The 20,114-nt window shown below is 66.8% G+C and carries 19 protein-coding genes; 6 read left to right on the forward strand and 13 right to left on the reverse strand.

The genetic code is table 11. The features are described 5' to 3' along the window. Positions 1-75 precede the first annotated feature (75 nt). From HUW10_RS05615 to HUW10_RS05650, 8 genes are all read right to left on the reverse strand, one after another. Complete coding sequence (locus tag HUW10_RS05615; RefSeq protein ID WP_236656232.1) at positions 76-840, reverse strand: AAA family ATPase; 765 nt, start codon at positions 838-840, stop codon at positions 76-78. 70 nt (positions 841-910) lie between these two features. Next, positions 911-1,762: a GTP-binding protein gene (locus tag HUW10_RS05620; RefSeq protein ID WP_236656233.1), complete on the reverse strand. Its 852-nt coding sequence runs from the start codon at positions 1,760-1,762 to the stop codon at positions 911-913. A 30-nt stretch (positions 1,763-1,792) separates the two neighbouring features. Then, positions 1,793-3,868, reverse strand: coding sequence for a flagellar biosynthesis protein FlhA (gene flhA, locus HUW10_RS05625; RefSeq protein WP_174502612.1), 2,076 nt, complete (start codon positions 3,866-3,868; stop codon positions 1,793-1,795). After that, complete coding sequence (locus HUW10_RS05630; protein WP_174502613.1) at positions 3,868-5,223, reverse strand: sigma-54 dependent transcriptional regulator; 1,356 nt, start codon at positions 5,221-5,223, stop codon at positions 3,868-3,870. Before HUW10_RS05630 ends, flhA begins: the two co-directional genes overlap by 1 nt. Before the next feature lie 7 nt (positions 5,224-5,230). After that, complete coding sequence (fliN, locus tag HUW10_RS05635; protein WP_371808643.1) at positions 5,231-5,542, reverse strand: flagellar motor switch protein FliN; 312 nt, start codon at positions 5,540-5,542, stop codon at positions 5,231-5,233. 40 nt (positions 5,543-5,582) lie between these two features. Further along, positions 5,583-6,593 carry a flagellar motor switch protein FliG gene (locus HUW10_RS05640; protein ID WP_174502614.1) on the reverse strand — a complete coding sequence of 337 codons (1,011 nt, stop codon included), beginning with the start codon at positions 6,591-6,593 and terminating at the stop codon, positions 5,583-5,585. Continuing rightward, the gene (gene fliF, locus HUW10_RS05645) at positions 6,590-8,251 is read right to left on the reverse strand and encodes a flagellar basal-body MS-ring/collar protein FliF (RefSeq protein WP_236656234.1); all 1,662 of its coding nucleotides are present in this window, start codon (positions 8,249-8,251) and stop codon (positions 6,590-6,592) included. The genes HUW10_RS05640 and fliF overlap by 4 nt, the downstream gene beginning before the upstream one ends. 23 nt (positions 8,252-8,274) lie before the next feature. After that, positions 8,275-8,730, reverse strand: coding sequence for a nucleoside deaminase (locus HUW10_RS05650; protein ID WP_174504759.1), 456 nt, complete (start codon positions 8,728-8,730; stop codon positions 8,275-8,277). 54 nt (positions 8,731-8,784) lie between these two features. Between HUW10_RS05650 and HUW10_RS05655 the strand changes: the two genes are divergently transcribed. From HUW10_RS05655 to rsmD, 3 genes are read left to right on the forward strand one after another with little or no spacing between them, the layout of a single operon-like run. Next, positions 8,785-9,498, forward strand: coding sequence for a gamma-glutamyl-gamma-aminobutyrate hydrolase family protein (locus tag HUW10_RS05655; RefSeq protein WP_174502615.1), 714 nt, complete (start codon positions 8,785-8,787; stop codon positions 9,496-9,498). Further along, positions 9,495-10,235, forward strand: a complete 741-nt coding sequence (locus HUW10_RS05660; protein WP_174502616.1) for a pseudouridine synthase — start codon at positions 9,495-9,497, stop codon at positions 10,233-10,235. Before HUW10_RS05655 ends, HUW10_RS05660 begins: the two co-directional genes overlap by 4 nt. After that, complete coding sequence (gene rsmD / locus HUW10_RS05665) at positions 10,235-10,792, forward strand: 16S rRNA (guanine(966)-N(2))-methyltransferase RsmD (protein ID WP_174502617.1); 558 nt, start codon at positions 10,235-10,237, stop codon at positions 10,790-10,792. Before HUW10_RS05660 ends, rsmD begins: the two co-directional genes overlap by 1 nt. A 24-nt stretch (positions 10,793-10,816) precedes the next feature. Here the strand turns inward: rsmD and HUW10_RS05670 are convergent, their stop codons facing one another. From HUW10_RS05670 to HUW10_RS05680, 3 genes are read right to left on the reverse strand one after another with little or no spacing between them, the layout of a single operon-like run. Beyond that, a complete protein-coding gene (locus tag HUW10_RS05670) occupies positions 10,817-11,515 on the reverse strand; it encodes a class I SAM-dependent methyltransferase (RefSeq protein WP_174502618.1) in 699 nt (232 codons plus the stop codon). A 2-nt stretch (positions 11,516-11,517) separates the two neighbouring features. Beyond that, positions 11,518-12,876 (reverse strand): AarF/ABC1/UbiB kinase family protein, encoded by a 1,359-nt coding sequence (locus HUW10_RS05675; RefSeq protein ID WP_174502619.1) that lies wholly within the window; start codon positions 12,874-12,876, stop codon positions 11,518-11,520. Positions 12,877-12,892: 16 nt separating this feature from the next. Continuing rightward, entirely contained in the window at positions 12,893-14,740 is a 1,848-nt protein-coding gene (locus tag HUW10_RS05680; protein WP_174502620.1) for a M3 family oligoendopeptidase, read from the reverse strand. Between the two features lie 211 nt (positions 14,741-14,951). On the opposite strand from HUW10_RS05680, the gene HUW10_RS05685 reads away from it, so the two are divergent. Both HUW10_RS05685 and HUW10_RS05690 read left to right on the forward strand, forming a co-directional pair. Next, positions 14,952-15,773 carry a 23S rRNA (adenine(2030)-N(6))-methyltransferase RlmJ gene (locus HUW10_RS05685; RefSeq protein WP_174502621.1) on the forward strand — a complete coding sequence of 274 codons (822 nt, stop codon included), beginning with the start codon at positions 14,952-14,954 and terminating at the stop codon, positions 15,771-15,773. Further along, positions 15,770-16,735, forward strand: coding sequence for an NAD(P)H-dependent glycerol-3-phosphate dehydrogenase (locus tag HUW10_RS05690; protein WP_174502622.1), 966 nt, complete (start codon positions 15,770-15,772; stop codon positions 16,733-16,735). Before HUW10_RS05685 ends, HUW10_RS05690 begins: the two co-directional genes overlap by 4 nt. A 6-nt stretch (positions 16,736-16,741) precedes the next feature. Here HUW10_RS05690 and HUW10_RS05695 read toward each other — a convergent pair whose 3' ends face one another. Further along, complete coding sequence (locus HUW10_RS05695; protein ID WP_174502623.1) at positions 16,742-17,449, reverse strand: haloacid dehalogenase type II; 708 nt, start codon at positions 17,447-17,449, stop codon at positions 16,742-16,744. A 5-nt stretch (positions 17,450-17,454) separates the two neighbouring features. After that, positions 17,455-17,724 carry a twin transmembrane helix small protein gene (locus HUW10_RS05700; RefSeq protein WP_236656235.1) on the reverse strand — a complete coding sequence of 90 codons (270 nt, stop codon included), beginning with the start codon at positions 17,722-17,724 and terminating at the stop codon, positions 17,455-17,457. Here HUW10_RS05700 and HUW10_RS05705 point away from each other — a divergent pair. Continuing rightward, entirely contained in the window at positions 17,723-20,074 is a 2,352-nt protein-coding gene (locus tag HUW10_RS05705) for a mechanosensitive ion channel domain-containing protein (RefSeq protein ID WP_174502624.1), read from the forward strand. The genes HUW10_RS05700 and HUW10_RS05705 overlap by 2 nt on opposite strands. Positions 20,075-20,114 lie beyond the last annotated feature (40 nt).

Below are 20,114 nucleotides of genomic sequence, written 5' to 3' on the forward strand. Positions count from 1 at the left end.
GGGTAAAAATATTAATTTTGTCAATATGATAGAACACGACATCCGATCCGAACGGATCGGAAAGTGCTCCAGCGCCTATTTAGCGAGCAGCCTGCGAGCAATCGACTGAATGACCGCTGCAGTGGGGGATTGCGGGAATTCCGAGAGAAACAGGCGCTGCCCGCGGATCGCCTCGCCGATATTGTCGTCCCGCTGTATGATGCCGAGCAGCGGCGGATCAAGGCGCAAGAAGCCGCGGGCGGCGCGCGCCAGCGCGGCATGCGCCCTCCGGCCGGCAGGCTCGGTCTCGATCTGGTTGATCACGATCCGCGCATCGACGGCGGCTCCACGATCAGCCCGATCCCGCTGGAGCAGCTTGAGCACGGCATAGCCATCGGTCAGGCTCGCCGGATCGCCGGTGGAGATCAGAACCAGAGTATCTGCCAGCGCCGCGAGATGGCGCGATGCGGGCTCGACCCCCGTGCCGAGGTCGAGCAGCACGATGTCGTATCTGGTCTTCGCATCCAGCAGGCTGCCCACGAGGCGCTCGATCACGACTGGATCGAGGCCGGAGAAGGTGCCTGAGCCCGCCTCTCCGGCCAGCAGGTCGAACCCGCCCTGGCCGACCCTGACGATGCTGTCCGCGAGCGACGCCTCGTTGCGCAGGACCGCCCCGATATCGGACTCGGCAAGATGGCCGAGCTGGATATCGGCATTGGCGAGCCCGAAATCCGCATCGAGAACCAGAACACGCGCGCCGCGCGCGCTCATCGCCTGCGCGAGCGACAATGTGAGCCAGGTCTTGCCCACGCCGCCCTTGCCAGATGCAATGGCAATCAGTCGCGGCTGCGTGCGCGGCACGGCCGTTACCGCGGAACGCTGCGCGCGGTCATGGAGAGCGGACACGCCGGCGGGGCGGAGAAAGGCGGGCTCAGGCCGCATGAGCAACAGCGTCGCTGGCGGTGCAGGCGGCGAGCAGGCGCTCGACGATGAAGGCGGGTGTTACGGGCTCGAGCGCATCGCTGACGCGCCCGGAGGTTCCCGCCTCGGTCAAGGTGAGCGGCACGGCACCGGCGGTCGCGACCAGGCCGCCGAGACGGCGGGATATGTCAAGCCGGGTCGGGATCAGCGAGGTTGCGCCCGCATCATGAAACCGCGAGGCGATCTCGACACTGTCGGCCGCATCAAGGCCGGCTGGCAACACAAGCGCCACGGTCCCGCCAACCTCCTCCGCCATCGAACGGAGCGTATCCATCTCGGCGTTATCGAACGGATCCATGCCCGGCAGGTCGATCAATGTCGGCCGCAGCGTGGCCGGCCGCCGCCGGATGGCCTTGGTGTTGGAGGCAGTGTCGATGAATTCGGCCCGCAGGATCCGGCAGAGCGCGGCAAGCTGGGCAGAAGCCCCCGCACGGTTCTGATCGGCATTGATCACGGTGGGCCTAATACCCGAGAGCGTGAAGCGCGTGGCAAGTTTCACCGTCGTCATCGTCTTGCCGGCACCCGGCGGACCGGCGATGATCAGCGGGCGGTCGAAATCGAGCTTGCCAAAGGCAAACGTGCCGGCGACGGCCTCGTCCGGCGACTGATTTGCCCATGCGGTCGCGAGTTCAGCCGGTACACCATGGAACGACAGCGCCTGCCGCCAGGGATTGGTCGAATCCTGCGGCACTTCGGGATCCAGCGCCACAGTGATCTCGAATTCGCGCCCCCGACGTCGGCTGTCGAGGATCAGCGCATCAGGGCCGAGCAGACGATGGGCCTCGGCGAATGCTTCGCGCATGGAGGCCGACCTGATCACTTTGACTTTCATTCAAATCGCTCCAACGGTTCTGATACGGGCACGCGGGAAAATTTCGGTCTGGGCAAGCACTGGGGTGGTCGGACGGATACGTTCGACGATTGCCCGTACATGGGCGCGAAGTTGCGGACTGGTGAGCAGCACGGGCGTCTCGCCCTCGGCACCTGCGGCCTCGCAAACCTGCGCGAGCCGTCGCGTGAACTCGGTCAGCCGGTTTGGCGCAAGCGCCAGCTGCCGCGCCTCGGCGGGGCCCACCAGCGCCTCGGTGAGCTCGGTTTCCCACTCCGTGCCGATGATCACGAGCGGAACATATCCGTGCGATCCGGTATGGGCATCTGTCAGCTGGCGAGCGAGGCGGGTGCGGACATGCGCGGCAATGGCCGGGATCGCCCGCAATTGCATCGAGACCGCCTCGTGAATGCCCTCGAGGATTGTCGGAAGATCACGGATCGATACGCGCTCGGCCAGCAGGGCCTGCAGCACGCGCTGGACCCCGCCGACCGAGAAATGCGTCGGGATGAGGTCGGTAACGAGGCGCTGCTGTTCACGCGGCAGGTCGTCAAGCAGCTTCTGGGTTTCGGCGAAGGAAAGCATTTCAGCCATGTTGTCCTTGACCACTTCGGTCAGGTGCGTGGTCAGCACGCTCGCCGGGTCGACCACCGTGCATCCGAGCCCGATCGCCCTTTCACGGTCTACCTGGTCGATCCAGATCGCCGGCAGGCCAAAGGCAGGCTCGGTGGTCGGGTCGCCCGGCAGCTCCGGCCGGGTCCCCGAGGGCGTCATGGCCAGCAACCGGGTCGGCTGCAGAACGCCCGATGCTGCCTCGATCTCCTTGATCCGCACGGAATAGGTCGTCGCCGCCAGCTGCATGTTGTCCTGAATCCGCACCGGCGGGAGGATGAAGCCCATTTCGGTGGCGATCGCCCGGCGCAGCGCCTTGATCTGTTCGGTCAGGCGGGGCGTGTCGCCGCCCGCCAGAACAAGCAGCGCATAGCCGAGTTCGAGCCTGATCTGGTCGATTTTCAGCGCATCGGTAATCGGCGGCTCCGCCGGGCCAGCGGGTTCCGGTGTCGCCACCTCATGGTCGGACTGCGGCGGATTCTTCCATCGGTAATATGCCCCCCACCCCGAAAGGCCTGACAAGGCGAGAAACGGGATGAACGGCAACCCGGGCAGGATTGCGAGTACGAAGGCGCCGGCTGATGCAATCGCCAGCGGCTTGTGCGAGCGGCTGAGCTGGGCCACCAGCGCGGCATCCGCGGTACCTTCAGCGCTGCCTTTGGTCACCACGATACCTGCGGCCACCGAAACCAGCAGTGCGGGAATCTGCGATACCAGTCCCTCACCGATCGAGAGAGTGGTAAACGCCGATGCGGCGTCATGCACTGACATGCCGCGCTGCACGACGCCGATGGCAAAGCCGCCGACGATGTTGATGGACGTGATGATCAGGGCCGCGATCGCGTCACCGCGCACGAATTTCGCGGCACCATCCATCGCACCGTAAAAGCCGCTTTCCTGCTCGAGGTCGGCACGCTTGCGGCGGGCCGTCACCTCGTTGATCGCGCCAGAATTGAGCTCGGCATCGATCGCCATCTGCTTGCCGGGAATACCATCGAGGGTGAACCGCGCCGCGACCTCGGCGACGCGGGTGGAGCCCTTTGTGATCACGATGAAGTTCACGACGATCAGGATCGCGAAAACGATCAGCCCGATCAGCAGGTCGCCGCCCATGAGAAAGCCGCCGAAGGCTGCGATCACGTGGCCGGCGGCTTCGGCTCCCTCATTGCCGTGCGACAGGATTTCGCGCGTCGCGGCGATGTCAAGGGAAAGGCGAAGCAGCGTGGTCAGCAGAAGGACCGTCGGGAAGCTCGTGAAGTCGATCGGCCGGCGGATGAACAGCGCGACCATGAGCACAAGGATACTGCCGGTGAAGGAGAGCGACAGGCCGGTATCCAGCAGGAAAGGCGGCAGCGGCACGATCAGGATGGTGATGATGCACACCACACCGACCGCGAGACCGATATCGGTGCCGATCCGGATTTCCTGCAGACGCCCCCGCAGAGTTGCGATATCTGTAGCAGCCATCAGGCGGCAACACCGTTATGGGGTGCCGGAACATCGGCACCACGGGCGGCATAGTCACGCAGCTTGTTGCGCAGCGCACGGATGGAAATTCCGAGAATGGTTGCCGCATGGGTGCGATTGCCGAGGCAGCGATTCAACGTCTCCAGGATCAGCGCCTGTTCGACATCCTCGACCCGCCGCCCGACAAGCGCGCCAATCGTGCCGCCCGACGCCAGAGCTTCTCCGGCATCGAGCATGCCCGGCTGATCCCGTGCTTCGCCCGAGAGGCCGATATGCTCGACATCGATCATCGGACCCGGCGACAGCAGGACCGCACGATGCATCGTGTTCTCAAGCTCACGCACATTCCCGCGCCAGGTATGGGCAAGCAGGCGTTCCACTGCCCGGCTGGTCAGGTGCTTTACCCCCGCCTCGTTCAACCGGGCATAATGCGCCACGAAATGATGTGCGAGCGGCGCGATATCATCCGGGCGCTGGCGCAGCGGCGGAATCCGCAGAGTGACAACGTTGAGACGAAAGAACAGGTCCTCGCGGAAACGTCCATCCGTAATCGCGGCACCAAGGTCGGCATTCGTCGCGGCGAGGATGCGCACATCCACCGGCACCGGACGGTCGCCACCCAACCGGTCGACCGTGCGTTCCTGCAGCGTGCGGAGCAGCTTGGCCTGCAGGCGCACATCCATCTCGCCGATTTCGTCAAGCAGAAGCGTGCCACGATCAGCCGCCTCGAACTTGCCGGCGCGCCGTGCGATCGCGCCGGAGAATGCCCCTTTTTCGTGACCGAACAGCTCCGACTCAAGCAGCGTGTCCGGTATAGCTGCGCAATTGAGAGCCACGAAGGCCCCCTTGCTACGCCGTGAGCGGCCATGAATGTAGCGAGCCAGCACCTCCTTGCCGGTGCCGCTCTCGCCCATGATCAGGATCGACGCGGTGGACTGCGCCACCTGATCCGCCTGGGCCAGGACCGCGCGCATGGCGGGATCGCGAACAATGAACTCGCCCTGCTGCTCCGCCGATACGGCCGACAGGATGGCCGCGATCAGGTCGGAATCCGGCGGCAGGGGCAGATATTCCCGCGCCCCGGCACGGATCGCGTCCACCGCCGCATCTTCGTCGTCCTCGGCACCGGCTGCGACAACCATCGTGGTGAACCGCTCGGCCACAAGCCGCTTCATCAGTTCGCAGAGGTCATGCTTGACATCGCAGATGATGAGGTCGGTTCGCGCATCCGTACGCAGGCTGTGCAGGGCCGCATCGATGGTTTCCGCCTGGGCAAGCGTGGCACCGCGGGAAGCCGCAATGCGCGCCGCGACGCCAAGCTCACCCGACAACGAACCGATGATGAGAACCCGCATGGCCGTCCTATCCGTTGCGGTCGGATTTGACGATTTCGGTCATCGTGATGCCGAGCTTGGTTTCGTCGAGCATCACGACCTCGCCGCGCGCGATCAGGCGGTTATTGACGAAGATGTCGATCGGGTCCCCCGCCTTGCGATCGAGCTCGACAACGGCGCCGCGCCCGAGCTTCAGCAACTGGCTGACCTGCATCGTCGAGCGCCCCAGAACGGCGCTGACGAGCACGGGAATATCGTAAACTGCCTCCAGATCCCGGCTCGGCCGCTGGGAGTCGCCACTATCCCCCGCGGGGCGGCGGGAAACGGGTGCGAGTTGCAGATCCGACAGGGTCTGCCCGTTGGGGGTCGGCTCTGTGATATCAGATGACAAGGTCGTCTTCCTTTCCGGTACCGATCTCGATTTCGCCCTGGGCTGCGAGTTCCTTGGCGGTGCTCACGATCGTGAGTTGTGCTGCATCGACATCCCGCAGCCTGACGGGGCCGAGCGCCTCGATATCCTCGCGCAGCATCTTCGCGGCGCGTTCGGTCATGTTACTCATGAACAGATCGCGGATCTTTTCCGAAGCCCCCTTCAGGGCAAGCGGCATGATGTCGCTATCGACCGCGCGCAGGACGGTCTGGATATCCCGCGGCGCAAGACGGATGAGATCCTCAAAGGTAAACATCAGCGAGCGGATGCGGCTGGCGGCTTCCTGGTTGCGGTTTTCCAGCGCGCTGAACATGCGGCTCTCGACCGTGCGGTCGAACGAGTTGAAGATTTCCGCGAGCTTCTCGTGTGGATCTCGCTGAATGCTCGATGAAAGATTGACCATGAAGTCGACCTTCAGGGTCCGTTCGACATCGTCGACCGCTTCGCGCTGCAATCCTTCGATCGTCAGCATCCGCTCGATAACCTCGATCGCCAGAGGTTCCGGCAGCAACGCGATGACACGGGCCGCATGCTCGGCAGTAACCCTTGACAGCACCATTGCCGCCGTTTGCGGGTGTTCGTGGCAGAGATAATCGGAGAGCACCGACTCGTTCACCTTGCCGAGCTTGTCCCAGATATTCTTGCCCGCCGGGCCATGGATATCCTCAAGGATCTGGTCGACCCGGCCCGGCGGGATCATCTTGCGGAGCAGTCTCTCCGCCAGTTCCGCCGAGCCCGACACGCCCGAGGTCCGCCCCATCCGTCCGGCAAATTCAAGGCAGAGCGCCTCGATGGTCGCCGCCGGCACCGAACGGAGGGCGACCATGGCGCGCGACACCTCGCGTAGCTCGTCGTCACTGAGTAGCGCCATCAGCTTCCCGCCGGCTTCCTCGCCGAGGGCAAGGATCAGCGCCGCCGCCCGCGCAGGCCCCTTGAGCTGAAGCTCGTCCGTCTCGCTCATTGCACCGGTTCCTGGCCGATCCAGTCGCGCAGCACCGCTACGCTTGCGTCAGGATGCCGCTCGATCAGGTCGGCGATGACCTTCACCGGATTGGTCTCATCGACACTGGCCGGCCCCGCGATCGCTGCGGTTTGCTCGCCATTCGCCGTCGAAGGCGGCTCGATTGCGGCCACCACCGGTTCGAGAATGCGGCGGACCATTGGCTTGAACACCACGAGCAGCGCCGCGATGGCGACACCTGCGGCCAGCAGCATGCGCAGCAGCGGCATCAGCAATCCGCTCGAAAGAAAGCGGTCAAGGAGCGAGGGCGCGTGCATGGCCGGCAACTGGTTCGGCGCAAACTGCAGGGACTGGACATCAACCACATCACCGCGCGACTTGTTGTAGCCGATCGCGGTTTTGACGAGATCCCGGATCTGCGTGATCTGCGCGGCCGTGCGGGGCTTCCAGACCAACTGCCCCTTCGGCCCTTTGGACGGCACTTCATCGAGCATCACGGCAACGCTGATCCGGGTAATCTGCGGTGTCGCGTGCACGATGTGCTTCACGCTCTGGCTGATCTCGTAGTTGGTCGTCTGCGTCGACTTGCTTTGGGTATCGAGCCGCGTCGGCGACGAACTCTTAGGCTGGGCGCCGGGCAGGTTGTTTGAAACCGATACGGTCTTGTTCGCCCCGTTGCTGCGCGCGCTTTTCGAACGCGTCTGCTCCTGGCTGCGCACGACCTGTCCGTTCGGGTCATACGTGGTCGAGGTCTGGTCGCTGCGATCGAAATCCATCGACACGGCGGTAACGACCCGCACGGCGCTGGGTCCGACCACGGCAGCCAGCATCGACCGGACAGCGTCCGACAGCTGGTGTTCGGTCGACCGCTTCAGCGCCGCATCGCGGGCGTTGAGCAGCGAGTCGTCGGTGCGCCCGGCCTGGGCGAGCAGATCGCCCCGGTTGTCGACGATCGATATGTTGGTCGGTTTCAGCCCCGGCACCGCCGAAGCCACAAGGTTGAGGATCGCATCGACACTTTCATGATCGAGCGGTGCGGCGCCAGCGAGCGAGAGCATCACGCTGGCCTGGGCCGGCGCCGTGCTGAGGCTGAACTCGTCGCGCCGGGGAAGCACAACCTGCACGCGGGACGCCGAGACGCCATGGATCAGGTCGATCGTCCGCTCAAGTTCGGAATCGAGGGCGCGCGTTTCGTCGATCCGGTTCAGAAAACTGGAGCCAAGGAGCGGGTTCTTGTGATCGAAGATGGCGAAGCCGTCGGACGAGCCGGCCGGAAGGTTGTGTTGCGCCAGCAGAAGCCGCGCCTCGTCGAGCTGGGCGGGCGTAACCAGGACGCTATGCCCGCCCTCCCCGATCGAATAGGGAATGTGTGCAGCCTTCAGCGTCGCGGTGATCTGGCCGGCATCCTTGAGGCCGAGACCCGAATACAGCGTTGCTGACGGGGAAGGACCACCGGTCAGCACCAATGCCGCCATCAGCCCAAGCACAGCAACCGCCACGGCCCCCATGGCACCCAGCTTTACCGGGCCCAGCGCCTTCAGGTTCGCGATCAGCTGTTTCATCGGCCGTGGGACCCCGATTTTGAGTCCCGACGCAGCCAGTTGTTGAACTGCATGTATCCATCCTGCGGTTACGACTTTTTGTCGCAGGATCAACATCGCTCATCAGAGTAACTGTTCGGTTAACACTCGGCAGAATTTGCCGAGCCGCGTCGCTCCCGAAAAAATTGTTGCAATAATGACGCGGCTGCAATCTCCCCGACCCCACCGATCACCTCCGGCCGGTGATGGCAGGAGGGCTGGGCGAAAATCCTTGGCCCGTGCTCGACTCCGCCCGATTTGGGATCATAGGCGCCGAAGATCAGGCACTGGATGCGGTACAGGGAAATCGCCGCGGCGCAGAGCGGGCAGGGTTCGAGGGTCACATACAGCCTGCAACCCTGCAGAAATTTCCCACCCCGCCGTCGGGCGGCCGCCCGCAGCGCGAGCAGTTCGGCATGCGCGGTCGGATCGGCGCGCGCCTCCACCTCGTTGCCGGCTGCGGCGAGAACGACACCCGCGGCATCGACGATGACGGCACCGACCGGCACCTCGCCGCGGTGCGCGGCGGCTTCGGCCTCTTCCAGGGCTTGGCGCATCGGGGTCACGTCCGCTCTCTTGCCTTGAGGGCGGGATGAGGTCTAGTTCTGCCCATGAAAAACCGTCCCCTGATCGGACTGACGCTGGATGCGGAGCAGCCTGGCGGCTACTCGAAATTCCCCTGGTATGCTCTGCGCGCCAACTACATGGACGCCATCGCCGATTGCGGCGGGGTGCCCCTGGCCTTGCCGCACCGGGCGGAACTGGCGCCCGACATGCTGGATGCCATATCCGCCCTCGTGGTCACCGGCGGCGCGTTCGACGTCGATCCCGCGCTGTACGGCGAACCCGGGCGCCATGAAACCGTGACATTGAAAGAGGGCCGGACCGCGGCGGAGGCAGCACTTGTCGGCGGCGCGCTCGCCCGCGACATGCCGGTTCTCGGCATTTGCGGCGGCGAGCAGTTGCTGGCGGTGGCCCTCGGCGGCACGCTCATCCAGCACATTCCGGATTCGGTGCCCGATGCCCTGCCCCACGAGCAACCCAACCCGCGCAACGAGCCGGGCCACGAGATCGCCATCACACCGGGAACCCGCCTCGCTTCCATCGTCGGCACCGCCACGATGCTGGTCAACTCGGCGCATCACCAGGCGGTGCGCGCGCCGGGCCCTCGCCTCGTCGTCAATGCTCTGGCGCCGGATGGCGTGATCGAGGGAGTGGAATCGGCCTCGCACAGGTTCTGCCTCGGCGTACAGTGGCATCCGGAATTCCTGATCGATCCCGGCGACCGGCGGCTGCTCGAGGCCTTTGTCGAGGCCGCACGATGAGCGATCCGGAGAGGGACGAACGCGGCGAGCGGATCGCGAAATTTCTCGCTCGGGCGGGTATCGCAAGCCGCCGCGATGCCGAACGCATGATCGAGGCTGGCAGGGTCTCGCTGAACGGCGCGAAGGTTCTCCACCCCGCAACCTTCATCACCGCCGGCGACATCGTACTCGTCGATGGCACGCCGGTGGCAGCTCCGGCGCGCACCAGGCTCTGGCGCTACCACAAGCCGGCGGGCCTGCTGACCACGCATCGCGATCCCGAGGGCCGGCCCACCATCTTCGAGCGGATGCCGGCCGAACTGCCCCGCGTGGTCAGCATCGGCCGGCTCGATCTGAACAGCGAGGGGCTGCTGCTGCTCACCAACGATGGCGCCCTTGCCCGCCAGCTCGAATTGCCGGCGACCGGGTGGCTGCGCCGCTATCGCGTGCGTGTGCATGGCACGATCGACCCGGCCCGGCTCGCGGCGCTGAAGGGCGGCATTGTCGTAGACGGCGTGCGATACGGCCCGATCGCGGCTGAAATCGACTCCACCAAGGGATCGAATTCCTGGCTCGCGGTTGGCCTCAACGAGGGCAAGAATCGTGAGATCCGCAAGGTTATGGCCGCACTCGGGCTGGAGACGACCCGCCTGATCCGTATTGCCTATGGCCCGTTCCAGCTCGGCAACATGCCACGCGGCGCGGTCACGGAGGTCAATCCCAAGGTCCTCCGCGAGCAATTGCCGAAAGCTGGCTGATGAGCGGCCCGCGGATCATCGCCGGCGCCTGGCGCGGCCGCACGCTCGCCGTGCCGGAGGGCGCACTGACCCGGCCAACCGCCGGTCGGGTGAGGCAGGCGCTGTTCGACATTCTTCTCCATGCGCCCTGGGCGGAGGACGCTGTCGTCGGGCGCGCGGTGCTCGATGCCTTCGCCGGCTCGGGGGCGCTCGGGCTGGAAGCCCTGTCGCGCGGCGCGGCAAGCGCCACCTTCATCGAGCGGGACCGTGCGGCGCTCGCCGCACTTCGCCGCAATCTCGTCGCATGCCGCGCGGAGGACCGCGGCCGGATTGTCGCCGTAGATGCCCTTGCCCCGCCGCGCGGCACGCCGCACGACCTCATCCTGCTGGATCCGCCCTACGGCAGGGATCTTGTGCCTCAGGCGCTCCAGGCGCTCGCCGGGGCCGGATGGCTTGCCCCCGGCGCGCTGATCGCTGCCGAATTCGGCAAGGCCGACCCGCCGCCAGCCGATCTTTCCGTGCTCGCCGAGCGCGCCCACGGTCCGGCGCGGCTGGTCATCTGGCGCCATCCGGCCTGAAAACTCCCGGCCATACCAACACTGTCAGGTCATGATTACCGCGACATGACCCTTCTCGCCGGCATAGCCGAGATAGCGATAGCTGCGTCCGCCCTCGGCGCAGAATTCCTGGAACGCCTTGTATTCGTGCTGCCGCCAGCCGGGATAGTTGAAATACTCGTCGAACACGATGACCGTGCCGGGACGGATGCGGTCGGACAGCAGATCGAACACGGTTTTGGTCGAGGAATAAATATCGCAGTCGATATGCAGCAGCGCGACCGGCTCCGCCGTCTCCGCCAGGAATGCGGGCAGCGTCGCGTCGAACCAGCCGACATGCAGGCGCACATTGCCGGGCACGTTCGGCAGCGTGCCGCGCCGGTCGAAGGCGCCGCGGGCGGAGGCGGTGCCGGCCCAATCCTCCGGCAAGCCCTGGAATGAGTCGAACCCATGGACCATGCGCGGCGTCGCCCGCGCGAGGCAGTTGACGGAAAGTCCCTTCTCCACCCCGAATTCCAGCACGAGCCCGGCTTCCGGCGCACGCGACAGGGCGAAGCGCAACAGGTCGAACCGGTCGCGCAGCATCATCGCCGCCTGCATGTGGCCCATCACATAATCCACTGCCTCCCGCTTGGCAGCGAGGCGGATATCGAAGGCGAGATCGTTGAGATACCATGAATGCAGGATCTTCCGGTACGCCCGTGCCAGAAGCCCGCCGCGCAGGCCGCGCTGGAGAATCGCCATGGTCAGAGCGGCTTCGGCACGCCGGCGCGGGCCAAGGCAGCCTCCTGCCGTGCCTCCAGCGATGCGGCATCGAATTCAGCGACCGTCTCCTGGAACAGCTGCTGCCAGTTCAGCTCTGCCCGCAGCCGGAGAAACACGCTGCCGAGCCCGATCGCCGAGCGGTCCATCAGCACGAATTCGCGCGGCGGCCGGACCCCTCCGGTGCGCTTCAGCCCTTCATGCACTTTTTCGGCAACGCTGCGGCCAAACGTCACGTCATTGGTCTCCTGGATCGCCCGCACCCTGTCCTGCATCAGCGGCTCGTAGAGAAAGCGCGCCCATTCGTTCAGCACGTCGAGCTTTTCGCGGGTGATGTCGGTAAACCCCCAGGAGGTGTAGGCATGATGGGCCAACTCGTCATCCTTGTCGCGGATCGCCCGGAACAGGTCGATCACCCCGGCGACGAAGCGGGCGCCGAACACGCGGATGGCACCGAAATCGAGCAGGTTGATCCCGCCCGCAGGGTTCACCTGGTAATTGCCGAGATGCGGATCGCCGTGGATCACCCCGTAGCGGTAGAACGGCACATACCAGGCACGGAAGAGCGCGCGCGCAACCCGGTTGCGGCTCTCCTGGTCGGGATCGGTGTCGAGAAACGCCTGCATCCCGATGCCATCGAGCCAGGACATGGTCAGCAGGCGGCGGGAGGAATATTCGGGGATCGGTTCGGGAATGACGATATCCGGCTGCCCCTCCAGCATGATCGCGTAAAGCCGCGCCTGTGCCGCCTCGCGCGTGTAGTCGAGCTCCTCGCGCAGCCGCGCCGCCAGTTCGACATAGATGTCATCCTGGTGGATGGCGTTGTCCATCCGCTTGTAGACGGCCATCGCGAGCTTGAGCTGCCGGAGATCGGATTCCACCGTGCTCGGCATGTCAGGGTATTGCAGCTTGCAGGCGACGATGCGGCCATCCGGCAATTCTGCCTTGTGCACCTGCCCGAGACTGGCCGCGGCAGCCGCTTCGCGCCCGAAGGTGCGGAATTTCCGTTCCCAGTCCTGACCGAGTTCGGCACTCATCCGCCGGCGGACGAACGCCCAGCCCATCGGCGGCGCATTCGCCTGCAATTGAGCGAGTTCCCGTGCATATTCCTCGGGCAGCGCATCCGGCACGGTGCTGAGAATCTGGGCGATCTTCATCATCGGGCCCTTGAGGCCGCCGAGGATGGTCTTCAGATCTTCGGCATGCCGGCCGCGATCGGTGCGGATGCCGAACACCCGCTCGCCGGCCACCCGCGCGGCGATGCCGGACACCGCCCCCGACGTGCGTGCGAAGCGCCTGATTTCGCCGAACAGCGTGCCGCCATTATCCGCTTCGTTGGCCATGTATCCCCGGTTTCCCTCAGTGTTCCAGTTCGTCGATGAAGCCGGCGATGACATCGAGCCCACGGCGCCAGAAGGCCGGGTCCGATGCGTCGAGGCCAAATGGTGCCAGCACCTCGCGGTGCCGCCTGGTGCCGCCTGCTGCCAGCATATCGAGATAGCGATTGACGAACCCGGCCGCTTCACCCCGCGCCGCGGCGTCATGGTAGACGCCATACAACGCGTTCACCAGACAGTCACCGAACGCATAGGCGTAGACGTAAAACGGCGAGTGCACGAAATGCGGCACATAGGCCCAGAACATCCGGTATTCGTCGGAAAATTCGAAGGCGGGCCCGAGGCTTTCACGCTGCACCGCGAGCCAGATGGCGCTGATCTCGTCGGGCAGCAACTCGCCGCGCCGCCGCGCCGCATGCAGCCGCTGCTCGAACTGATGGAAGGCGATCTGCCGGACCACCGTGTTCAGCATGTCCTCCACCTTCTGCGCCAGCATCAGCCGCCGCCGCTGCGGGTCGGTCTCGGCGTCGAGCAGTGCGCGGAAGGTCAGCATCTCGCCGAACACGCTGGCGGTTTCCGCAAGCGTCAGCGGTGTTGATGCCATGAGATAGCCCTGGCGCGCGGCAAGCACCTGATGCACGCCGTGACCAAGCTCATGGGCCAGCGTCATCACGTCACGGGTGCGGCCGTGATAGTTGAGCAGGACATAGGGATGGACATCCGGCACGGCGGGATGGGCGAACGCACCGCCGGACTTGCCGGGGCGGGGCACGGCGTCGATCCAGCCGCCATCGAAGAACCGGGCGGCGACCGCGCGCATCTCCGGGCTGAAGGCGCCATAGGCGCCAAGCACCGTCTCGCGGGCCTCGGACCAGCTGATCCGTCGGTCCGGCTCGCCCGGCAGCGGCGCGTTGCGGTCCCAATGCTGCAAGCGCTCAAGGCCCAGCCATCCGGCCTTGAGCGTGTAGTAGCGGTGCGCCAACCGCGGATAGGCTTGCGTCACTGCCGTCACGAGCGCCTCGACCACCTCGGGCTCGACCCGGTTCGCCAGGTGGCGCGCCGCTTCGGGCGTGGGATAGCGACGCCAGCCATCCTCGATCGCCTTGTCCTTGGCGATCGTGTTGAGGATCTGGGCGAAGAGCCGGGAATTGCGCTGCAGCGTCCCGCCGATCGCCCGGCCGGCGGCCTCGCGCCGCGCGCGATCCGTATCGGACAGCCGGTTGAGCGCGGCCGACAGCGTCAGGTCCTCGCCCGCCACCGGCACCCGCAGGGCAGCGGTCGTCTCGTCGAACAGGCGGGACCAGGCCGCATGCCCCGTCACCTCCTTCTCCAGCAGCAGCCGCTCGATCTCGCCGGACAGCTGATGCGGGCGCAGCGCCCGCAGATCGCGCAGCCACGGCGCGTACCGGGCGAGCGCGGGATCGGCGAGCGCCGCCTCGAGCGCAGTGTCGTCGATCAGGTTGATCTCGATGGGAAAGAAAACGAGGTTTCCACCGATCGCGGTCGCCCGTTCCGCGATCGACTGGTAGAACGGCCCGGCGGTCGGCACCGTGGCGTCGGCGCTGAAATTGAGCTGCGCAAATGTATGCAGCCGCCCCAGCCCCTGCTCGATCGCCTCGTATCGCGCGATCGCGGCGGCCAGCGCCGCCCCGTCCAGCCCGGCAACCGTTCCGCGCAGCGCTGCCGCGAAGGCGATGGCGTCGGCCTCGAGTCGCGCAAGATCCGCCTCGATCGCCTGGTCCTCGGTCCCACGATAGAGATCGGTCAGGGTCCAGGACGGCAAGGCAAAGGCGGCATCGTTGCCGGCCTCGGGCCGCACCGTCACGCCAGCCATGTCGTCGGGCAGGGCCAGTGGGCGGGTCAGCGTCATCGAAAACTCCTCGTGTCAACAATGCGCCAGGTCTGAAACCCGACGGATTTCAGATCCGGGTCCGGGCGTGGCGCGTTCACATTCTCTTTTCCGCCAGCCGGATCGTCCCGCTTTTCTCAACGGCAGTGCCCCAGAGATAGGCCGGAAAATCCACCCGTCAAATGCCAGGCTCTGGCGCGGCCCGCCGCGGGCGACTATCAGCCGGATCGAGATGAATTACCGCCACGCCTATCACGCCGGCAATGCGGCCGATTGCCTGAAGCACGCCCTGCTGGTCCTGCTGCTGCGCGCGCTGACGCGCAAGGCAAAGCCGCTCTTCGTGCTCGATACCCACGCGGGACTCGGCGCCTACGATCTCGCCGGCCCGGAAGCCGGCCGCACCCGGGAGTGGGAAGGCGGCATCGGCAGGCTTCGCGCCGCTTCGCCCACCGCCCTCGCCGATTATCTCGCGCTGGTGCCGCCTGGCCTTGCCTATCCCGGCTCGCCCGCGATTGCCCGCGCGCTGCTGCGCCCCGGCGACCGCCTCGCCCTCTGCGAGCTGCACCCCGAGGATGCGGCGGTGCTGAGACGCCGGTTCCGCGGCGATCCGCTGGCCCAGGTCCACGCTCGTGACGGCTACGAGGCCGTCTCCGCGCTGCTGCCGCCGGCCGAGCGCCGCGCCCTCGTGCTGATCGATCCGCCCTTCGAACGCCCCGACGAGTTCGCCATCCTCGCCAGGACGCTCGATGCCGGGCGACGCAAATTCCCCTCCGGCGTGTTCGCGGCCTGGTATCCCGTCAAGCACCGCGCGCCCGTCCGCGATTTCATGGCCGATATCACCGCCAGAGGCATCCCTGACGTCATTGCCTGCGAGATGCTGCTCCGCCCGGCGATCGACCCGGCGCGGCTGAACGGCAGCGGCCTGCTGGTGATCAACCCACCCTACGGATTCGAGGCCGCGGCGGCCCCGGTACTGGAAGCGTTGCGCGCCGCGCTGGGCGAGGAAGAGGCCAGTACCGCCATCATTCGGCTTGCCGGAGAGGACGCAGGATGACACAGCACCCCGAATTCGTCGTGATCGGCGCCGGCGCCTGGGGAGCCGCCCTCGCCACGCTCTACGCCGCGCAGGGACGGCGGGTGACGCTGGTCGCGCGCGACGCCGCGAAGGCCGCTTCACTGGCCGCTACGCGCGCGACCCCGCATTTGCCCAGCCTCCGCCTGCCGGACAATCTCGCCATCGCCGCGCGGCCGCCCGAAGCGCCGGTCACGCTTCTCGCGGTGCCGTTCCAGCATTTGCGGGAAACCCTCGGCCGCCTGCCGCAAGGCAACGGCACGCTGGTTCTCTGCGCCAAAGGAGTGGAGCGCGAAACCGGCGCGCTGGGGCCGGAAATCGCCGCCGAGATGGAACCCCGCCGGCCCTGCGCGGTGCTGACAGGCCCGAACTTCGCCCACGAGATCGCCGCCGGCCTGCCGGCAGCGTCCGTACTGGCAATGACCGACGCAACTTCCCGGCGCGACCTCGTCCAACGCCTCGCGACACCGCGCCTGCGCGTCTATGGCAGCGCCGACCCGATCGGCGCGGCGCTTGGCGGGGCTGCAAAAAACGTCATCGCGATCGCCGCCGGCGCGGTGATCGGCGCCGGGCTCGGCGAGAACGCGCGCGCGGCGCTGATCACCCGCGGCCTTGCCGAGATCGCCCGCCTCACCGAAGCCATCGGCGGTGCCGCGGAGACGATTTCGGGCCTCGCCGGGCTGGGAGACCTGATCCTGACCGCAACGGGCGGCGCCAGCCGGAATTACCGCGCCGGGCTTGCCCTCGGCCGCGGCGAGCGCCCCGCACCGGAGGGCGGCGTGATCGAAGGCCTGGCGACCGCCCCTGCCCTGCTCGCCCGCGCACGGTCGGCCGGCTGCGAAATGCCCGTCACCGAGGCGGTGGCGGATCTGATCGGTGGCCGCAGCACGCTTGAAGCCAGCATGCGCCGGCTGCTCGGCCGCGCCTTGCGGGACGAGCGCTGAGCCGCGTCAGACGCCGAATTCGGCAGCCAGCGCCTCGACCGAGTCGACGACGATCTCCCACGGCCCGGACGGGTTGGCGCGATCGCCGGTGGCGGCGCCGAATTCGAGCGGGCGGCTGATGAACGCCGTCCGCAAGCCGAAACTCGACGCGGCCGCGAGATCGTCGTTATGCGCGGCGGCCAGCATCACCTCATGCGGCGCGAGACCGAGATAGTCGCAGGCCCCGAGATAGACCTCGGCATCGGGCTTGTAGTGGCGGAAAATATCCGATCCGAAGGTGACATCCCAGGGGAAACCGTTGCGCCGCGCGAGCGAGACCTGCAGCGCGACATGTCCGTTCGAAAGCGGGCCGATGATTACCGCCTGCCGCAGCCGTGTGAGCCCGGCGACCGTGTCCGGCCACGGCGCCAGCCGGTGCCACAGCTTGACGAGGTGCTCGCAATCGGCGTCCTCCAGCGGACCGAAGCCGTGCCGCCGGGCCAGATCGACGATTGCATCGCGGTGCAGGTCATCGAGCAGGGTCCACGGGATGGCGCCGCGGCGAACCCGGTCCATCGAGGGGCGATAGGTCCGGCGCCAGGCATCGGCAATCTCGGCCCAGTCCGCATTGCGGCCGCGCGCGGAACCGAATGCGGTCAGGCCGGCGATGACGCTGCCGCGCCAGTCGACCAGCGTGCCGAAGACATCGAACAGGACGGCGCGGGGCTGGGCCATGCGCGTCAGCCGGTCACGATCAGGATGACGACGAGCGCCACGGCGACGGCCTGCAGGCCGACGCGCCAGCGCATCAGCCGGTTTTGCCGGCGCGGGTCCGCACCGCGGGTCATGCCGACGGCACCCGCCAGCAGCACGGCAACCACCGCGATCATGTCGACACCAAGCACAATCAAGAGAATATCACGCATGACGAACATATAATGGGCGAAACCCGATGCCGATAGGGGGGCAGTGTTGACATCGGCCGCAATGACCCGTTTCTCCCGAACCATGGTTCGCGTCCTGACGCTCGTCATCCCGTTCCTCGCCATGCTCGTCGCCGCGATGCCGCAGGCCACGGCGGGAAGCGTCGCGCCCGCTGCCGGCCGGAGTGCAGCCGTCACGACTGCCGCCCCGGCCGCGCTCGCGCCGGCGCAGATCAACGCCGCGATCACCACGCTGCAGAACCCCGCACAGCGCAACGCCCTCATTGCGACACTCAAGGCGATGAAGGCAGGCAAGGCCGCGAGCCCCGCGCCCGTCGCGGCGGCGCTCGGCCTTGGCATCACCCAGAGGGCAGAAGCCTGGACGAAACAGACCCTGCAGGGCGTGGGCCGGGCGCTGAGCGATGCCACCGACGTGTCGCTGATCTGGCACTGGATCACGTTCGTCGCGACCGATTCCTGGCTCCGCCATACCGTGCTGAAGGCCTCCTGGCGCCTCGCCGTGGTCCTTGCCACATGCCTCGCGCTGGAATTTATCACCCGTCGGGCCTTGCTGAAGCCGCGCACGCGGCTCGAGCGCGGGCCAGCCAGCGCACGCGGTGGCGACAAGCCCGACGCGCCGAAAGCCAATGCCGGCATCGCCGCGGCGGAAGCCGGCGAAACCGAACACCGTCGCCGACGCCAGCCGCTGCGGCACTGGCTGCGCCGGGTTCCGCGCGCGCTTGCCCATTTCGGCCTCGAACTGGCACCCGTTCTCGTCTTCGCGCTGGCCGGCTTCGCCCTCATTTCGAGCGACATCGCCGACGACCGGGTCTCCCGCCTCGTCATCATCGCCGCGCTGGAAGCCTATATCGTCTCGCGCATCGCCATGGAGTGCCTGCGGCTGCTGTTTGCCCCGCATGCGCCGGAACTCCGGCTGACCGGCCTTGACGATGCGCGCGCGCGGTGGATCGATCGCTGGCTGCGCACGATCGTCGGCACGATCGCCTTCGGCTACGCCGCGATCGCGACCGGCGGCCTGTTCGGGCTTTATCCGGCGGCCAGCAGGGTGCTGATCAAGATCGTCTCGCTGGCGGTGCATCTGATGCTGGCGGTGATGATCCTGCAGGCGCGGAGGCCGGTCGCGGCCTTCATCCGCGGCGAGACCGCCACCACCGGGTTCACCGCGGCGCTGCGCGTCGGGTTCGCGCACACCTGGCACATACTCGCACTCTTCTACGTGATCGCCCTTTGGGTCGCCTGGGCGATCGGCATCCCGCACGCTTTCTTCATCATGCTCCGCATCGTGATCGTGCTCGGCCTGGTGACCATCATCGCGCGCGGAATCGCGGCGAGCATCGCCTCCGCCCTCGATCATGCGTTCGACGAGCGCGGCACGCTGCGCGCCCGGCATCCCGGCATGCACGCAAGGCTGCGGACCTATCTGCCGGTGCTCAAGCTGGGGGCGGCGGCGCTCGTCGCCGGGCTTGGCCTGCTGGTCACCCTGCAGCTCTGGGGCATCGGCGTGTTCGCGTGGTTCGCGGGAACCACGATCGGCCGGCAGATCGCCTCCGCCATCATCACCATCGCGACCGCGATTCTCGCCGCGCTCATCGTCTGGGAAGCCGCGAACGCGGCGCTGGAGGCGCATGCCGAACGGCTGGAGCGTCAGGGCCGCGCCGGCCGTGCCGCGCGCTACCGCACGGTGATGCCGATGCTGCGCTCCACGCTCATGGGGGCGATCCTCGTGGTGGTGACACTGGTGGTGCTCGATACGATCGGCGTCAATGTGACCCTGCTGCTCGGCGGCCTGTCCATCTTTGGCCTTGCCATCGGCTTCGGCTCGCAGAAGCTGGTGCAGGACATCATCACCGGCCTGTTCCTGCTGCTCGAAGACGCCGTGCAGGTCGGCGACTGGGTGACCCTCGCGGGCGTCTCCGGCAGCGTCGAGAAACTCTCGATCCGCACGATCCGGCTGCGCGCCGGCGACGGCTCGCTCAACGTCATCCCGTTCAGCGCGGTCAGCACGGTGTCCAATTTCTCGCGGGAATTCTCCTTCGCGCCGATCAGCGTCGGCGTCGCCTACAAGGAAGACATCGATCGGGTCTTCCAGGTGATCCGCGACGAATTCGCGACCATGCGCGCCAATCCGGACTGGGCGCCGAACATCCTCGGCGACATCGAGCTGTGGGGGCTCGACCAATTCGGCGCCTCCTCGCTCGACATCGTCGGCCGGATGCGCACCCCGGCCGGACAGCAGCATGCGGTGCGCCGCGAATTCAACCGCAGACTGAAGAACCGCTTCGACGCCGAGGGGATCGAGATTCCCTTCCCCTATCAGCGGCTCACCATCGATCCCGCCGAATTCCGCGCCGCATTCGGTACGCCCCCGCGTCAGGCCAGCCCGCCACCCCCCGACCCCGCGCCAGGGAATGGCTGAGTTTACCTCCGCGTGACCTGTTACCCGTCCGGGAACGTGT

It is taken from the genome of Acidiphilium sp. C61 (genome assembly GCF_905116885.1).
Taxonomy (GTDB): domain Bacteria; phylum Pseudomonadota; class Alphaproteobacteria; order Acetobacterales; family Acetobacteraceae; genus Acidiphilium.

What these genes read in the sequence shown, in the direction of transcription:
- HUW10_RS05620 (WP_236656233.1), bottom strand. Translation starts at nt 1,762, where the DNA reads ATGCGCGAAGCATTCGCCGAGGCCCATCGTCTGCTCGGCCCTGATGCG.
- flhA (WP_174502612.1), bottom strand. Translation starts at nt 3,868, where the DNA reads ATGGCTGCTACAGATATCGCAACTCTGCGGGGGCGTCTGCAGGAAATC.
- HUW10_RS05630 (WP_174502613.1), bottom strand. Translation starts at nt 5,223, where the DNA reads ATGCGGGTTCTCATCATCGGTTCGTTGTCGGGTGAGCTTGGCGTCGCG.
- HUW10_RS05640 (WP_174502614.1), bottom strand. Translation starts at nt 6,593, where the DNA reads ATGAGCGAGACGGACGAGCTTCAGCTCAAGGGGCCTGCGCGGGCGGCG.
- fliF (WP_236656234.1), bottom strand. Translation starts at nt 8,251, where the DNA reads ATGTTGATCCTGCGACAAAAAGTCGTAACCGCAGGATGGATACATGCA.
- HUW10_RS05650 (WP_174504759.1), bottom strand. Translation starts at nt 8,730, where the DNA reads ATGCGCCAAGCCCTGGAAGAGGCCGAAGCCGCCGCGCACCGCGGCGAG.
- HUW10_RS05655 (WP_174502615.1), top strand. Translation starts at nt 8,785, where the DNA reads ATGAAAAACCGTCCCCTGATCGGACTGACGCTGGATGCGGAGCAGCCT.
- HUW10_RS05660 (WP_174502616.1), top strand. Translation starts at nt 9,495, where the DNA reads ATGAGCGATCCGGAGAGGGACGAACGCGGCGAGCGGATCGCGAAATTT.
- rsmD (WP_174502617.1), top strand. Translation starts at nt 10,235, where the DNA reads ATGAGCGGCCCGCGGATCATCGCCGGCGCCTGGCGCGGCCGCACGCTC.
- HUW10_RS05670 (WP_174502618.1), bottom strand. Translation starts at nt 11,515, where the DNA reads ATGGCGATTCTCCAGCGCGGCCTGCGCGGCGGGCTTCTGGCACGGGCG.
- HUW10_RS05675 (WP_174502619.1), bottom strand. Translation starts at nt 12,876, where the DNA reads ATGGCCAACGAAGCGGATAATGGCGGCACGCTGTTCGGCGAAATCAGG.
- HUW10_RS05680 (WP_174502620.1), bottom strand. Translation starts at nt 14,740, where the DNA reads ATGACGCTGACCCGCCCACTGGCCCTGCCCGACGACATGGCTGGCGTG.
- HUW10_RS05685 (WP_174502621.1), top strand. Translation starts at nt 14,952, where the DNA reads ATGAATTACCGCCACGCCTATCACGCCGGCAATGCGGCCGATTGCCTG.
- HUW10_RS05690 (WP_174502622.1), top strand. Translation starts at nt 15,770, where the DNA reads ATGACACAGCACCCCGAATTCGTCGTGATCGGCGCCGGCGCCTGGGGA.
- HUW10_RS05695 (WP_174502623.1), bottom strand. Translation starts at nt 17,449, where the DNA reads ATGGCCCAGCCCCGCGCCGTCCTGTTCGATGTCTTCGGCACGCTGGTC.
- HUW10_RS05705 (WP_174502624.1), top strand. Translation starts at nt 17,723, where the DNA reads ATGGTTCGCGTCCTGACGCTCGTCATCCCGTTCCTCGCCATGCTCGTC.
- HUW10_RS05700 (WP_236656235.1), bottom strand. Translation starts at nt 17,724, where the DNA reads ATGGTTCGGGAGAAACGGGTCATTGCGGCCGATGTCAACACTGCCCCC.